The organism is Cupriavidus sp. DB3 (assembly GCF_020418465.1).
Classification (GTDB): Bacteria; Pseudomonadota; Gammaproteobacteria; order Burkholderiales; family Burkholderiaceae; genus Cupriavidus; species Cupriavidus cauae.
This window is the reverse complement of record NZ_JAIZPL010000006.1, coordinates 200,966-215,909: the sequence shown is the minus strand read 5'-3', so window position 1 is coordinate 215,909 and position 14,944 is coordinate 200,966. Positions and strand designations below refer to the sequence as shown.

The following is a 14,944-nucleotide window of genomic DNA, read 5'->3' as shown; positions in this document are numbered from 1 at the left end:
TCCAGGAATGGTGTCGAGCGGCCGCGCGGGCTCGCTCAACGGTAGTTGCGCTCGCGCCGGATCAGTCCGACCGCCAGCACGCCGGTCAGCACCACCAGCCAGATCAGCGACCAGCCGGGAATCGAGATGCCGAACACCGGCGGCAGCGGCGCGGTGCACAGGCCGTCCGAATAGAAGACCTGCGGCAGCACGCGCGCGGTCGGCAGCGCGTTGACCCAGTTTTCCAGCGGATCGATGCCGCAGCTCGCCTTCGGATCGAGCAGCAGCGAGATGTGATAGCCCGCCACCGCGATGCCGCCGACGCCGGACAGCATCGCCAGCCCTTGCCACAGCGTGCGCGTGCCCTGCCCCAGCGCCGCCAGCAGCGAGAACAGGCCGATCGCGACGAAGGCGAAGCGCTGCATCACGCAGAGCGGACACGGCTGGTAGCCCTGTGCGTGCTGCAGGTAGAGGGCGTAGCCGACCAGCCCGAACGAGACGATGGCGATCAGCAGGAAGTAGGCGCGGGAATTCGCTTGCATGGCGGAGTGGCGGTCGACAGAGCGGTAAGGAATACAGCGTGAATTGACGGCGTGAATAGACGGCGTGAATAGACGGCGAGGCACGCAAGGCTCGGGCGTGCCGGGCATCGCGGACAGGCGCCATCTTACCGATTTTGCGCCACGCGCGTCGCAGCGATGCGATGACCCCTGCACGCGCTGGGGCCATCGTTGCGGCCGATCGCCGCAGCGCGGCACCTCGGCATTGCCCATGGCGCCGAACGCGCCAACAATGCCGTTTCATTGCGTCGGCACGCCCTGTGAACCCCATGCGTTCCCATGCGTTCGACCCCCTGATTTCATCGAGGACCGTACCCATGAAGAGCAATGCGCTGCGCGCGGTGCGCAGCAACGATTTTCGTGCCCCGCGTTTTCGCACGACCACGCCGCCGTCGGCGCCCATGGCCCAGCGCGGCCCGGCGGCCAATTCCGCAAGGCCGGCGGTTCCGGTGGTGCCGGTCGGCTACCGCCAGGGGTTCATCACCGCGATCTCCGTGCTGCTGGCCTTTACGCTGGCGTTCTGGCGCTACTGGAGCTTCGAGAGCCCCGGCGCGTGGAACCCGCTGTCGCTGGTGGTCGAGGTTTCGCTAGGCGTCGCCGCCGGCCTGCAGGTGGTGGCGCTGTTCCGCTCGCTGCGGGTCGAGGACGACCAGGTCCCCGAATACCGCCGCACGCAGCGCTGGCTGTTCGTGTCCGCTGTGGTGCTGATCGCGGCGCTGCTCGGCGCGCTGTGCGAGGACTCGGTGTTCGGTTGAGGGCGGTGGCGCCCGTCGCCCAGGCCCTTGGCCCTTGGCCCTTGGCCCTTGGCAGTTGGCAGTTGGCAGTTGGCAGTTGGCAGTTGGCAGTTGGCCCTTGGCAGTTGGCCGCTAGTCCTGGCGATCGGCGACACAGCGATCAGCCGTCGAGATAGCGCACGCGTTCGATCGCCTGTTCGATCCGTTCGACGGCAATCACCTCGAGCCCCTCGATCGGCTGCTTGGGCGCGTTGGCCTTGGGAATCACCGCCTGCGTGAAGCCCAGCTTGGCGGCCTCGCGCAGCCGGTCCTGGCCGCGCGGGCTCGGACGGATCTCCCCCGCCAGCCCCACCTCGCCAAACACCACCAGTCCGCGCGGCAAGGGCTTGTTGCGCATCGACGAGTGGATCGACAGCAGCACCGCCAGGTCGGCGGCCGGCTCGGTGATCTTGACCCCGCCCACCGCATTGAGGAACACGTCCTGGTCGAAGCAGGCGATGCCCGCGTGGCGGTGCAGCACGGCCAGCAGCAGCGCCAGCCGGTTCTGCTCGAGGCCGACCGCCAGGCGGCGCGGGTTCGGCACGTGCGCCGCATCGACCAGGGCCTGGATCTCGACCAGCAGCGGACGCGAGCCCTCCTGCGTGACCATCACGCAGGAACCGGACACGGTCTGCTCATGCTGCGACAGGAACAGCGCCGACGGATTGCTGATGCCGCGCAGCCCGCGCTCGGTCATCGCGAACACGCCCAGTTCGTTGACCGCACCGAAGCGGTTCTTGAACGCGCGGATCAGCCGGTGCGAAGAATGCGTGTCGCCCTCGAAATACAGCACCGTGTCGACGATATGCTCGAGCACGCGCGGCCCGGCCAGGCTGCCCTCCTTGGTCACATGGCCGACCAGGATGATGGTGGTGCCGCTGCTCTTGGCGATCCGGGTCAGCTGCGCCGCGCATTCGCGCACCTGGGCCACCGAGCCCGGCGCCGAGCTGAGCGCCTCCGAGTACAACGTCTGGATCGAGTCGATCACCGCGACCTCGGGCTTGTCGGCGTCGAGCGTCGCCTGGATCTTCTCCAGCTGGATCTCGGCCAGCAGGCCCAGGCTCGGGCTGTCGATGCCCAGCCGCTGCGCGCGCAGCGCGATCTGCGCGCCCGACTCCTCGCCGCTGACATAGAGCACGCGCCGGCTCGCCGCCAGGTTCGCCAGCGCCTGCAACAGCAGCGTCGACTTGCCGATGCCGGGGTCGCCGCCGATCAGCACCACCCCGCCGGCCACCAGCCCGCCGCCGAGCACCCGGTCGAATTCCTCGATGCCGCTGGTGAAGCGCGGCACGTCGGACGCCTCGATCTCGGACAGCCGCTGCACCGTGGCCGACGCGGCCAGCGGCTGGAAGCGCCGCGCCGAGGGCGCCTCGGGCACGCTTTCGACCAGCGTGTTCCATTGCTGGCAATGCGGGCACTGCCCCTGCCAGCGCGGCACGGAGCCGCCGCATTCGGTACAGGTGTAAACGGTCTTGGCGGTCTTGGTCTTTGCCAACGGGAATCCTTGGGGCCGGGGAGCGGGAGGCGGGGCAGGCGGCGCAGGCGGCGGGACTGCAGGGTGCCGCAGGTGCTGCAAGGCGCCCGCGAGGCGCCGATTCTACTTGGCCGGAGCGGTCTCGGCCACGTTCGGCGCGTCCGGCACGGTCAGCGTCGCGACCGTGACCGGCACCCGCGGCGCCAGCGCGCACATCAGCTCGTAGCCGACCGTGCCGCTGGCGGCGGCCACGTCGTCGATCGGCAGGCCGTGGCCCCACAGCGTGACCGGCGAACCGACGCGCGCCTTGGGGCACGGCGTCAGGTCGACGCACAGCATGTCCATCGACACGCGGCCGACCAGATGCGTGCGCACGCCGTCGACCAGCACCGGCGCCGGCCGGTCGCCCCAGCCCGCGGCATGGCGCGGATAACCGTCGGCATAGCCGCAGGCGACCACGCCGATCCGCATCGGCCGGTCCGCGGTGAACAGGGAGCCGTAGCCGACCGTGTCGCCGGGCCGCAATTCCTGCACCGCGATCAGTTCGCTGTGCAGCGACATCGCCGGCATCAGCCCGGTGTCGGCGATGTCGACGTGCCGGCCGCTCGGCGAGGCGCCGTACAGCACGATGCCGGGCCGCACCCAGGCGCGGTGCGCGGCCGGATGCCACAGCGTGGCGGCCGAGTTGGACAGGCTTGCCTCGCCCGGCAGATTGGCCGTGGTGGTGTCGAACACCTCCAGCTGGTGCGCGATGCCGCGCTCGCCGTCGGCGTCGGAGAAATGGGTCATATGGACGATGCTGCCCACCCCGGACAGCGTGCGGGCGCGCTCCCAGGCGGTGCGGTACTGGTCCGGCGCGAAGCCGAGCCGGTTCATGCCGGTATTGAGCTTGAGCTGGATCCCCAGCGGGCCCTTTGGCCGTGCGACCTCCAGCATGCGCAGCTGCTCCTCGTTGTGGATCGCCGTGGTCAGCCGGTATTCCTCGAGCAGCGGCACGTCCTGCGGCTGGAAGAAGCCCTCGAGCAGCAGGATCGGACCCTGCCAGCCCAGCTCACGCAGCAGCACGGCCTCGTTCAGGTCCAGCAGGCCGAAGCCGTCGGCGGCGCGCAGCCCGGCGAAGGCGCGGCGAATGCCGTGACCGTAGGCGTTGGCCTTGACCACCGCCCAGACGCGGGACGCCGGCGCGTGGCGGCGCACCACCTCGAGATTGTTGGCCAGGGCAGGTTGATGGATGACAGCGTGAATCGGTCTTGGCATGGGATCAGGGAAGGTTCGTCACAGCGGCCTCGCGGCGTGCCGGCCCTTGGTGTGCGATGGCTTGGGCGGGCGTGCCGAAGTGGTGCCTGGGGCACTGTCCGCGGGAACGTCGACGGCGTTCGGCACCACGTTCGGCACCAATGCGCGGCAGCACACCGAAGGCGCACGGCGTAGACCGTTATTTGACCACATTGGTTCGGCGATTCCCGGGAATCCGCTCCACATCGAATGGTCAAACCCGGTCAATTTGCGGTCTTCCCTTCTTCGGAATTGAAAGACTTTCGTGATATAAAGCCGGACGTTCCGGCCATGTTTCAAAAGTGATTCAATATGACGGGTCCCGTCAGGTACGTACACGCCCCAGCCACGCCGAACCGGACCAGGCGCGGGCGACCTTTTGGCACGGCCGCCGTTCACCCCCTCCGCACGATGCCGACGGCCGTTGGCGCGGGCACGCCAGTAGCGCAAGGAAATCGCGATGGAGACAGAGTCCAAGGTATGAAGAAGGGTTTTTACACCATCATGGCCGCGCAGTTCTTCTCTTCGCTGGCCGACAACGCTCTGCTCATCGCCGCCATTGCCCTCCTCGCCGAATTGCACTCCCCGCAGTGGATGACTCCGTTGCTCAAGCTGTTCTTCGTGCTGTCCTATGTCGTGCTGGCCGCCTTCGTCGGCGCCTTTGCCGATTCGATGCCCAAGGGCAAGGTGATGTTCATCACCAACACGATCAAGATCGCCGGCTGCGCCATCATGATGTTCGGACTGCATCCGCTGCTGGCCTATGGCGTGGTCGGCTTCGGCGCGGCGGCGTATTCGCCGGCCAAGTACGGCATCCTGACCGAGCTGCTGCCGGCCGAGCGCCTGGTGGCCGCCAACGGCTGGATCGAGGGCCTGACGGTCGGCTCGATCATCCTCGGCACGGTGGTCGGCGGTGCGCTGATCTCGGTCAAGGTGTCGAGCCTGATGCTGGCGATGGACCTGCCGTGGATCGAGACCGGCATCGACACGCCGGCCGAGGCCGCGATGGTGGTGATCATGCTGTTCTACGTGATCGCCGCGCTGTTCAACCTGTTCATCCCCGACACCGGCGCGCGCTATCCGCAGCAGGAGAAGAACCCGATCAAGCTGATCGCCGAGTTCGCCGACTGCTTCACCGCGCTATGGAAGGACAAGCTCGGCCAGATCTCGCTGGCGGTCACCACGCTGTTCTGGGGCGCCGGCGCGACGCTGCAGTTCATCGTGCTGAAGTGGGCGGAAAAGTCGCTCGGCCTGAACCTGTCGCAGGGCGCGCTGCTGCAGGCGGTGGTGGCGGTCGGCGTGGCCGTCGGCGCGATCATGGCGGCGATGCGCATCCCGCTGCGCAAGTCGCTGTCGGTGCTGCCGTTCGGCGTGGCGATGGGCGCGATCGTGATGCTGATGGCCTTCTACACCAAGGACGCGATGCCCGATGTCGCGCTCGACATACTCGGCATGCGGATGCCGCTGTATATGGCGATCGCCTACGTGTTCCTGATGCTGGTGGGCGGCATGTCGGGCTACTTCGTGGTGCCGATGAACGCGCTGCTGCAGCATCGCGGCCACGTGCTGCTGTCCGCCGGCCACTCGATCGCGGTGCAGAACTTCAACGAGAACGTCTCGGTGTTGCTGATGCTGTGCCTGTACGCGCTGCTGATCAAGCTGAACGTGCCGATCGGCATCGTGATCATCGCCTTCGGCATGTTCGTCTGCGGCACCATGCTGCTGGTGATGCGCCAGCATCGCAAGAACGTCCGGCTGTACAACTCGCTGGCGATGATCGGCGAGGACAAGCACCACTAGCAAAGCCACGCCGGCAGCCGCCACGGCGGCGTCCGGCCCTGCGCTGCCGCGGCCGTCCGTCCATGGGCGGCCGCCCTCCCCTCCGTAGCCTCCCGAGCTGACCTGCTCCGCGCACCACTGACCGGCTGCGCGTGTGCGGCGCACTGCCGTCCACAATGGCACGAAACGCATCCAATTCCGAAAGCGCGCTCGCGCAGGCCGCGGCAGTATCCCGGCACCCGGGCCCTGGCCCGATACGTCAACTTTCCGGGACTCCGCGATGCCGATCACGACGCAGCAGCCAACCTTCAGTTTCCCTTCCAGCCACGCGTTCTTCGACGCGGCCGCTCGCGCCGCCCAGGCGCCCGGCAGTGTGAGCGCCCCGGTTCCCGGCATGGTGTACCGCATTGGCAAACGAACCATGCAATATCTGGTGGACACCTCCGCCACCCGGAAGATCGACCAGATTCGGCTCGCCGAACTGCCCGGTGCGGTCCGCGGACGATTCTCCAGATACATCGATGCGCTGTTGCGGATGTTCGGTCTGCGCGCGCCGGCCACGCTGACACCGACCCCAGCGCAACGCGATGCGATCTTCACGGCGGCGTCGATGCAACGCCAGCGCCGCGACACCGAACTGGCACAGTGGAAAAAACGGATGGCGGCGCCAGCCGACGCCCTGCCCGAGGCCGGCGCTCTGCCCGAGGCCGAGGCCCTGCCCGAGGCCAAGGCTCTGCCCAAGGCCGGGACCCTGCCCGAACAGTGGGTCAAGGATGGACATCGGGACACCGTGGTCGCGCATTTTGCCCCGGAAGTCGGCCGTGTCATGGAGGCGGTCAAACATCTGTATGGCAACTACCCTGCGCCCCAGGCCAGGGACATGGCCACCGGCATGGTGGACCGGATCGGCCAGGAACTGGACGCCTGGCTGGCGGCCGTGTCTCCCGATGTCGCGGAAGCGATCAAGCATCGCCTGGCCATCTCCGCGCGGGTGGAGAAGTTCGGGACGGTTGCGGCAAGCCACCCCAACGATCCGAAGATCCGCCAGCTCGAGCTGGACAAGGTCACCCGTTTTCCGACGCCCGCGCAGCAATGCATCCAGCTTTCCCATGATCTCGATCAGGAGCCCGAGCGCGTGCATGGGCTCGCGCCGTTCAATGAAGTCGCGCTGGGCGACATGCACGGCAATTGCGAACTGCTGTTGCACAGCCTGGTACAGCTCGGCTTCCTCGAGATTGCCGATCCCCAGGCATGGAGCCGGCTGCGCGGCATGCTCCGCAAGCTGCAGAGCGAACCCATGACCGCGGCCGGGCTCGCCCGCTTCCGCGATACGCTGCATCGAGCCGTCACGGTCGACCCTGGCTGCCGGGAGACCCGGCTGACGCTGCTGGGCGATCTGCTCGCCGACCGCATGCACAACGATATCTGCATGCTGGCCATACTCGACCTGCTCCATCAGCGTGGCGTCGACTATCAGGTGATTCTGTCGAACCACGACATGGGGTTCATTCAGTACTACCTGCACAATCGGTCCAGGTCGCAGGACGAGCCGTTCGAGGTCAAGGGCATCGGCCTGATGCAGAACCCGGATCAGGCCGCCTCGCTGGAACGGTGCGACAAGCTGCTGAACGAGCATCGCGGCACGCGCGCTTTCTTTCGCGAGGCGGCCGAACGCGCCTATTTCCCGCATCTGAACGTGTGTTCGACCTCTCTGGACGGACGAACCGTCTTTTCGCACGGCTTCGTCAACCAGACGCTGTTTGCCGAACTTTGCCGCCAGGCAGGCGCCGATCCGGCCGAACCCCATGCCGTGCAGGTCGCCAGGATCAATGCCCATCTACGGGACCTGCTGGCGGATGACGGCAGCCGATACCTGGCAGCGGTCAGCGACGCCGAACTCCCGAGCGCCCTGTATGCGGCCGGCTGGAATATCGGCCCGGGCGATCGCCGGTATCAGGAGGACATATCCGTGACCTATCCGAACGTGGCCCGCATCAACGACCCTCGCCTTCCCCACCCTGACGTTCGGCAGGCGGTTCATGGCCATACGCAGAATGTTGGAGCGCGGGTAAGGGGCGAGCTCCTGCGCACCGCCGAAGCCGCCGATCTGCTCGCGCGCATTGCGCAGCCCGATGGCATGGCCACCCTGGACGATCTGAACGATTACTTGCGCTCCCCGGCAGCGGCCGAGCCTCCGAAGCAGGCGCTCAACGTCATTTCGCCGATGCTGGTCATGCTGCTGGTTCTGGCTCCCCGCTCGCTCGAACCGGAAGCGAGGAAGGACGCCTCCCTGCGCTTCGCGCACCTGCGGGAAAGTCTGTCGGATTATTCGCCTGCCGCCATGAAGGACCTGCCGATGCCGGAGGTCGAAGCCAGAATGAAGCGCTTTTGCGAAGACTTCAGCCGCGCCTGGAATGCCAATTGCAACGCCGGGGAGCCAGTCGCATTTCAGCGCGATTGGGCCACGCCACTGCTGGTTTCGCTCGAACAGATCCTCGCCCTGCCAGCGATCCCCGAACAGGCCACGCCTTTGGCGCCGGTGGTGCAGCGTTTGCGCGAGACGGCAACCGAGTTCGCGTCGGTGGCCGCGGCACACGTACCGGATGCGGGTCCTTCAGCAAACGACAAGGTCAACGCGTACATCGAAGCCCTGGAGCAGCGCTTCATTTCCCTGGACAGCGCCGAGGGGATGATGCCGACCGAACGGAAATTCGTTCGCACCGTTTACGTCGCGTAGCCCGCTCGAACGCCTGGACCCCTCCGGCGGCCGCACCAGGCCATGCGAAGGCGGCACGCCGCCGTGCACTCAGCATCGCGGCGGCTGCACCGCCCGCTGGCGCGCCCTTTCCTCCCAGCCGGGCGGCACCACGAAACCGCGCGAACGTTCGCGCCACCAGCCCGGCGCGGAAGCGCCGGACGGCTCCATCTCGCAGACCATCACCGGGGCCTCGCGCCGCCAGGCCAGCTCGCGATGCGGCTCGGCGAAGCGTGCGGCCAGCGCGTCGTGCAGGGTCTCGAACGGTTCGGTTTCGTGCTCCGGCACCAGCGCCGGCGACAGCCAGCGGGCGCGCGGCAGGCGATGCCAGCGCACCGATGAGGCGGAGGCCGACGTGCCCGACGTGCCCGACGTGCCCGACGTGCCCGACGTGCCCGACGAGTCCAACGAGCCCGGCGAGCCCGGCGAGCGCGCCTCCACCCGCTGCGCCCATTGCGCCAGCGTCGACCACCAGCCGCGCAGATGGGCGGGATCGAGCCCGAGCGCGTCCATGCCGGCCGGCATCACCCCATCGCGATAGAACAGCCAGCCCAGCAGATAGATTTCGCTGCGATCGACACGCGCGCCCAGCAGCGCCTCCGCCTCGGTCGTGCGTGACAGCGGCAGTTGCCGGCGCAGGATATGCGACAGCTTGTCGCCAAGCCGGTCCACCAGATTCGGGCCGACGAAGGCTTGCAGCCGCGTACAAGGGTCCGGCGCCATCGCCTCGACGTTCGCCTCCGGCTCGACCAGCAGGTAGAACTTCGTCGCCATCTCCCAATGTACGAGCTGGCCCTGCGGTGCGCCCCCCGTCCCGCCGCGCGCCACGTCCCGCCAGACGAAGTCGAGCTCGCCCAGCGTCTGCACGCCATGCGGGCCATGCCGGCGCACCGGCAGATTGGAGGCGACCAGCTCGATGCCCTCACCGTGTTCCAGCGCGAAATGCAGCAGCCGTTCGGCATGCCGGCCCAGCCGCAGGCTGCGCGCGGCCGGGGCCAGCGCCTGCACGGCCCCGGGCAAGGCGGACAGTTCTTCGATGGTGGGAGGCAGCAGGTCCGGATCGGCGCTGGCCAGCCAGCGCTGCCAGGCGGCCAGTGCTCCCGGTGGCCAACCGGCGAGCGCGGCGCCGCCGGGTTCGGCCAGCGCGGCGAATTCGCGGGGAATGGCGCTCAACAGCGGCGGCGCCAGCGTGCACCAGGCCAGATCGCGCACCCGCGCCGACGTGGCGGCGCGCCACAGCGGCTCGGCCGTGGTCGCGCCGGCGCCCGCCAGTTCAGTGACCGGCTCCCGCATCGCCGCTGCCGGCAGCGCCGGTCCGTGGGGAGTCGAGCAGATCGGCCGGCGCGGCCGGATCGTTCTGCCGATAGACATCGCGCGCCAGGCACAGGTCTTCCCAGGCGCGGGCCTTGTCGGTCAGCGTGCGCAGCAGGTAGGCCGGGTGGTAGGTCACGACCACCGGGATGCCCTCGTAGCGATGCACCGTGCCGCGCAGCTTGCTGATCGGCGTGGTGGTACGCAGCAGGGTCTGCGCGGCGAAGCGGCCCAGCACGACGATCAGGCGCGGGCGCACCAGCGCGATCTGCCGGCGCAGGAAGGGCTCGCACTGCTCGACCTCGGCCGGCTCCGGATTGCGATTCCCGGGCGGCCGGCACTTGAGCACGTTGGCGATGAAGACATTGCGCCCGCGCGCCAGCTGCAGCGACGCCAGCATGTTGTCGAGCAGCTTGCCGGCCTGGCCGACGAAGGGCTCGCCCTGCCGGTCCTCGTTCTCGCCCGGGGCCTCGCCGATCAGCATCCAGTCGGCCTCGCGGTCGCCGACGCCGAACACCGTGCGGGTCCGCGTGCTGCACAACTGGCAGGCCGTGCAGCCCGCCACGCGCGCTTCCAGCGCCTGCCAGTCGAGCGTGGCGAGGTCGTCGGCGGGCGCGGCAATGGATTGGCCTTCCGACAGCGGCAGGCCATCGTCGGGCACGCTCTGCATGATCGGCACGAGCGGAATGGTCGGCTGGCGCGGCGCCGGCGCGGCGGCCATCGGGCTTGCCGCTTCATGGCCCTGCGCTTCATGGCCCTGCGCTTCCTGGCTCAGCGCTTCACGGCCCAACGCTTCACGACTCGGCGCTTCGTTGGTCGGCGCTTCGCGGCTCAGTACTTCGGGGCTCGGCGCTTCACTGCCCGACGCTTCACGGCTCGGCCCTTCGTGGCTCGGCGCGTCGTGGCTCACGGCCTCGGCCAATGCCGACGCGGACTCGGGCTCGGCCTGCACCGCCTCGGCATGGCGCGGCACCCATTCGGTGCCGATGCCGAGCGCTTCGAGAAACAGCGCGCGCCGGTTCATGCCGATGCCCCCCGCGGGCCGCCCTGCTGCCCGTCCTGCTCCGTGCCCTGCTCCGTGCCCCAGCGGCGGCGCAGCACCAGCGCATCCTCGCGCCCGTCGGCGGCCGGATAATAGCCCTTGCGTCGGCCGATCGTCTCGAAGCCGGCGGCCTCGTACAGCGCCAGCGCGGCGGTATTCGACGGCCTGACTTCGAGCAGCACATTGGGCAGCCGATGCTGATGCGCGGTGGCCAGCGCCACGGCGAGCAGCAGCTTGCCGAGGCCCTGCCGATGGCGCGCCGGCTCGATCGTGATATTGAGCAAATGCATCTCGTCGACCACGGGCATCAGCACGGCATAGCCGGCGAGCTTGCCGGCCGGGTCGCGCAGTGTCAGCCCGATATGGCCGGCCTTGACCGAGTTCTCGAAATTGCCGCGGGTCCACGGATGGCTGTAGGCGCGCTGCTCGATGTCGACCACCGCGTCCAGGTCGCGCGCGCTCATGCGCGCCAGCGCCCAGCCGCCGGGCAGCGTCGGCATATCGGGCACCGCGGGCCAGGCGGCGGCGCCGGTGCGGCTGTCGCCGAGGGCGGCGCTCATTGCCGTTCTCCGGTGGCCGCCAGCGAGGCGCGCCCCGCCGCCGCGGCCTGGCGCTCGGCCACGGTCTGGGCGACCTTGTCGCGCAGGTACAGCGGCGCGGCATCGGCGGCGGCCACGGTCTCGCCGCGCGCCAGCGCGCGCTGCGCAAGCGCGACCACGGCAGCCGCGTGCGGCATCGCGCCGGCGATCGTGCGCGCGGCTTGCGCGGCGGCATGCAAGCGTTCGCCGTAGACGGCGGCGCCGTTGCCGGCCAGCCAGAACGGCGCGGCCGGCGCCTGCACCGCCTCGGGTGCCGCGACGCGCATCGGACCGGCTTCCTGCCATTCGCCGCGGACCGCGTCCCATTCGAACAGCCCGGTATAGACCTCGTCCATGCGTGCGTCGAGCGCGACCAGCACCGGCACGCCGGCGGGCAGCGGCTGGTCCGTGGCGTCGCCCTCCAGCGCGGCCCCGGGCACCCCGCGCACGCGTTCGGCGCAGGCCATCAGCGTATTGACGGGCACGACCGGCAGATCGGCGCCGAACGCCAGCCCCTGCGCGATGCCGCAGGCGGTGCGCAGGCCGGTAAACGAGCCCGGGCCGGCGCCGAAGGCGATCGCGGCGCAATCGGCCAGCCGGATGCCGGCCTCGGCCAGCAGTTCGCCGGCGGCGGGCAGGACCCGGCCCGACGAGCGCGGGCCGGTCTGTTCGTGGCGGGCCAGGCAACGCAGGCCGCCGGTCGGCGAGGCGTGTCCGAGCGCGACGGAACACCACTCGGTGGAGGTTTCAACGGCAAGAATCCATGACATGCCGCGATTGTATCCGCTGGCCACGGAACCGAAGCCGCCCTCGATTTTTTCCGGGCGGGTTTGGCGGCCCAGGGGCTATCATCGCGGGTCCATCTCCCTCACCGTCCCGGAGTCCCCCATGAGCGACCTGCAACAGCGCTTCGAGCAAGCGCAGAACGACGTCAAGCAACTGCCCGAACGCCCCAGCAACATGACGCTGCTGCGCCTGTACGCGCTGTTCAAGCAAGGCAGCGAGGGCGACGTCCATGGCGACAAGCCGGGCATGACCGACTTCGTCGGGCGCTACAAGTTCGAGGCCTGGGAAACGCTGAAGGGCACCAGCCAGGAAGAGGCGATGCAGAAGTACATCGAGCTGGTGGAGGAGCTGAAGTCCGGCGCGGCCAGCTGAGCCAGCGCCGCGCCGCCGCCTTCGCGCGCTGTCTTCTTCGCGCGGACATCCCCGCGCCGCCGTCCCCGCCCTGCCATCCCTTGCGCCGACGGGGACCCGGCGGCTTCCACGCCAGACAGCCAGCACGGTGCGCCCGCTGCGTTCGCGGGCGCGACAGACATCAGGCGCTACTGCCCCACCCGCTCCGGCTGCTGCCGCGGCCGGATCCGCCAGGCGGCCAGGATCGCGGTCGCAATCACCAGCCCCACCGCCAGGAAGGTCTCGTCGAACGCGCGGATGCGCGCCGCGGCATCGGCCCCGGCCTGATTGCCGGCCAGCAGCGCGCCGTGCGACTCCAGCCGCCATTGCAGGCCGACCCCGGCCAGGCTGACACCGATGGCACCACCCAGCTGCCGCACAAAGTTGATCACGCTGGACCCCTGCGCGATCAGCGAAAAATCGACGCCCCGCATCGCGCCCAGCGACAGCGACGGCAGGATGCAGCCCAGGCCGATACGCCCCAGCACCGCCAGCGCCACCAGCACCACATAGGGCGTCGTCAGCGAGCCCAGCGCCATCAGCAGGAAGGACGCGGCCAGCAGCGCCAGCCCCGCCGACACCTGGATATGCGGCGGCACGCGGCTGGTCAGCCGGCCGGCCGCGGCGATGGTCACCGCCAGCGCGATCCCCGCCGGCAGCAGCACGAAGCCCGCCTGCGACGGCGAGTACTGCAGCGCCATCTGCATATAGACCGGCAGCAGATAGGTCGAACCGAACAGCCCGGCGCCATAGATGAAGGCCACCACCGCGCCGGCCGAGAACTGCCGATAGCTGTACAGCCGCATGTTCATCAGCGGGTCCGACGCGCGCAGCTGCCACAGCACGAACAGCACCAGCAGCAGCACGCCCAGGCCCGACAGCAGCAGGCCGGTGACGGTGTCCTCGCGCAGCTCGACCAGGCCGTTGAGCAGCATCACCGTGGCGACGCCGGCCAGCGCCAGGCCCTGCCAGTCGAGCGGCTTGCGCTCGCCCATCATCGCGGAATCGATCGCCATGAAGCGGCGCGCCATCAGTCCGGCGACGATGGTCAGCGGCACCACCACGAAGAAGATCGAGCGCCAGCCGAACGATTCGACCAGGAAGCCGCCCAGGCTCGGCCCCAGCGCCGGCGCCAGCACCACGCCGAAGCCGAACATGCCCATCGCCCTGCCCTGCTCGCGTTCCTCGAACACGCGCAGGATCAGGATATTGGGCAGCGGCTGCATGATGCCGGCGGCCACGCCTTCGGCCACGCGCATCGCGATCATCACGCCATAGGTCGGCGAGAAGCCGCCGACCAGCCCGCCGACGCCGAGCAGCACGGCGGCACCGAGAAAGGTGCGGCGCAGGCCGTAGCGGTTCAGCAGCCACGGCGTCAGCAGCATCGCCAGCGTCATCGCGATCATGAAGCTGGCCGCGACCCATTGCGCGCGCTCCTGCCCGAGGCCGAAATGCCGGCTCAGGTCCGGCACCGCGACATTGACGATGGTCGACGACACGATCGAGGACATCGTGCCGATCATCAGTGTGACCAGCACCAGCCAGCGCAGCTTGTCGCCGTAGCGCTCGCGCAGCTGCGCGCGCGTGGGCGCGCCGCGCGCCGGACCGTCGCCGCCGCGCGGCGGCAAGGAACCTTCGCTCACCCGAGCCTGCCGGTGCTGGCCAGTTCGCGGATCTTGCGGACCGTATCGAGATCGGCCTCGTGATAGGCCGACTTGACGATCTCGGCGTAGCGGTCGTCGCCGCTGGCGTCGACCGCCGGCATCGTGGTCTCGTAGGTGAAGCGCAGCAGCAGCGCGCCCGGGCCCGGCGTCTCGATGGTCATCGTCAGCGTGCCGCCGGCATGGTCGGCGGTGGCGGCGGTCTCGTAACGGACCGATCGGCGCGATTCGAACACGACCCGGTCGCGCACCTCGGCCTTGCCGAAATGCAGCACGCGCTCGATCCAGTCGTCGCCGCGGCCGGTGATTTCGGCGCGGTCCAGGCCCAGCACGAACAGCTCCGGCGACTGGCCGCGCAGCACCAGCCCCTGCCAGACCTGGTCCGCCGTCAGCGGGTCCAGCGCCGGCATGTTGGGGTCATTGATCTCTACCAGATGCTCGAAGCGCAACTTGATTCTCCCTCTTGCTCAAGCCGCCATTATGAAGGCCCCGCGCCGGGGCCGCATCCCGCAAAGCAAAAAGCCCGCGGATGCGGGCTTCGGGCTCTGGAATCGAGATGGCCGTCGTCCCCGCGCGAGCGG

General features: G+C 69.2%; 13 protein-coding genes. 4 read left to right on the top strand and 9 right to left on the bottom strand.

Annotated features, from left to right (window positions below; all coding sequences use genetic code 11):
- Nucleotides 1-35: 35 nt before the first annotated feature.
- A complete protein-coding gene (locus tag K7G19_RS20290; RefSeq protein WP_149319051.1) occupies nt 36-521 on the bottom strand; it encodes a disulfide bond formation protein B in 486 nt (161 codons plus the stop codon).
- A gap of 335 nt (nt 522-856) precedes the next feature.
- Here K7G19_RS20290 and K7G19_RS20285 point away from each other — a divergent pair, with 335 nt between their 5' ends.
- Nucleotides 857-1,294 (top strand): hypothetical protein, encoded by a 438-nt coding sequence (locus K7G19_RS20285; protein ID WP_317845749.1) that lies wholly within the window; start codon nt 857-859, stop codon nt 1,292-1,294.
- Nucleotides 1,295-1,433: 139 nt separating this feature from the next.
- Here K7G19_RS20285 and radA read toward each other — a convergent pair whose 3' ends face one another.
- Together radA and alr are read right to left on the bottom strand one after the other, a co-directional pair.
- On the bottom strand, nt 1,434-2,807 hold the full coding sequence (gene radA / locus K7G19_RS20280; RefSeq protein WP_149319052.1) for a DNA repair protein RadA: 1,374 nt from the start codon (nt 2,805-2,807) through the stop codon (nt 1,434-1,436).
- 102 nt (nt 2,808-2,909) lie between these two features.
- Nucleotides 2,910-4,043, bottom strand: coding sequence for an alanine racemase (alr, locus tag K7G19_RS20275; protein WP_226108825.1), 1,134 nt, complete (start codon nt 4,041-4,043; stop codon nt 2,910-2,912).
- 498 nt (nt 4,044-4,541) lie between these two features.
- On the opposite strand from alr, the gene lplT reads away from it, so the two are divergent.
- Both lplT and K7G19_RS20265 read left to right on the top strand, forming a co-directional pair.
- Entirely contained in the window at nt 4,542-5,861 is a 1,320-nt protein-coding gene (gene lplT, locus K7G19_RS20270) for a lysophospholipid transporter LplT (RefSeq protein WP_149319054.1), read from the top strand.
- A gap of 259 nt (nt 5,862-6,120) precedes the next feature.
- The gene (locus K7G19_RS20265) at nt 6,121-8,577 is read left to right on the top strand and encodes a hypothetical protein (protein ID WP_226108823.1); all 2,457 of its coding nucleotides are present in this window, start codon (nt 6,121-6,123) and stop codon (nt 8,575-8,577) included.
- A 69-nt stretch (nt 8,578-8,646) separates the two neighbouring features.
- Here K7G19_RS20265 and K7G19_RS20260 read toward each other — a convergent pair whose 3' ends face one another.
- From K7G19_RS20260 to tsaB, 4 genes are read right to left on the bottom strand one after another with little or no spacing between them, the layout of a single operon-like run.
- Nucleotides 8,647-9,888: a DUF1853 family protein gene (locus K7G19_RS20260; protein ID WP_226108936.1), complete on the bottom strand. Its 1,242-nt coding sequence runs from the start codon at nt 9,886-9,888 to the stop codon at nt 8,647-8,649.
- Complete coding sequence (locus tag K7G19_RS20255) at nt 9,869-10,930, bottom strand: uracil-DNA glycosylase family protein (RefSeq protein ID WP_226108822.1); 1,062 nt, start codon at nt 10,928-10,930, stop codon at nt 9,869-9,871. The genes K7G19_RS20260 and K7G19_RS20255 overlap by 20 nt, the downstream gene beginning before the upstream one ends.
- Nucleotides 10,927-11,508, bottom strand: a complete 582-nt coding sequence (gene rimI / locus K7G19_RS20250; protein ID WP_226108821.1) for a ribosomal protein S18-alanine N-acetyltransferase — start codon at nt 11,506-11,508, stop codon at nt 10,927-10,929. Before rimI ends, K7G19_RS20255 begins: the two co-directional genes overlap by 4 nt.
- Nucleotides 11,505-12,296 carry a tRNA (adenosine(37)-N6)-threonylcarbamoyltransferase complex dimerization subunit type 1 TsaB gene (gene tsaB, locus K7G19_RS20245; RefSeq protein WP_226108820.1) on the bottom strand — a complete coding sequence of 264 codons (792 nt, stop codon included), beginning with the start codon at nt 12,294-12,296 and terminating at the stop codon, nt 11,505-11,507. The genes rimI and tsaB overlap by 4 nt, the downstream gene beginning before the upstream one ends.
- Before the next feature lie 118 nt (nt 12,297-12,414).
- Between tsaB and K7G19_RS20240 the strand changes: the two genes are divergently transcribed.
- Nucleotides 12,415-12,684 carry an acyl-CoA-binding protein gene (locus tag K7G19_RS20240; protein ID WP_149319058.1) on the top strand — a complete coding sequence of 90 codons (270 nt, stop codon included), beginning with the start codon at nt 12,415-12,417 and terminating at the stop codon, nt 12,682-12,684.
- A gap of 167 nt (nt 12,685-12,851) precedes the next feature.
- Here the strand turns inward: K7G19_RS20240 and K7G19_RS20235 are convergent, their stop codons facing one another.
- Together K7G19_RS20235 and K7G19_RS20230 are read right to left on the bottom strand one after the other, a co-directional pair.
- The gene (locus K7G19_RS20235; protein ID WP_370639581.1) at nt 12,852-14,345 is read right to left on the bottom strand and encodes a DHA2 family efflux MFS transporter permease subunit; all 1,494 of its coding nucleotides are present in this window, start codon (nt 14,343-14,345) and stop codon (nt 12,852-12,854) included.
- Entirely contained in the window at nt 14,342-14,812 is a 471-nt protein-coding gene (locus K7G19_RS20230) for an SRPBCC family protein (protein WP_149319059.1), read from the bottom strand. Before K7G19_RS20230 ends, K7G19_RS20235 begins: the two co-directional genes overlap by 4 nt.
- Between the last annotated feature and the right edge of the window lie 132 nt (nt 14,813-14,944).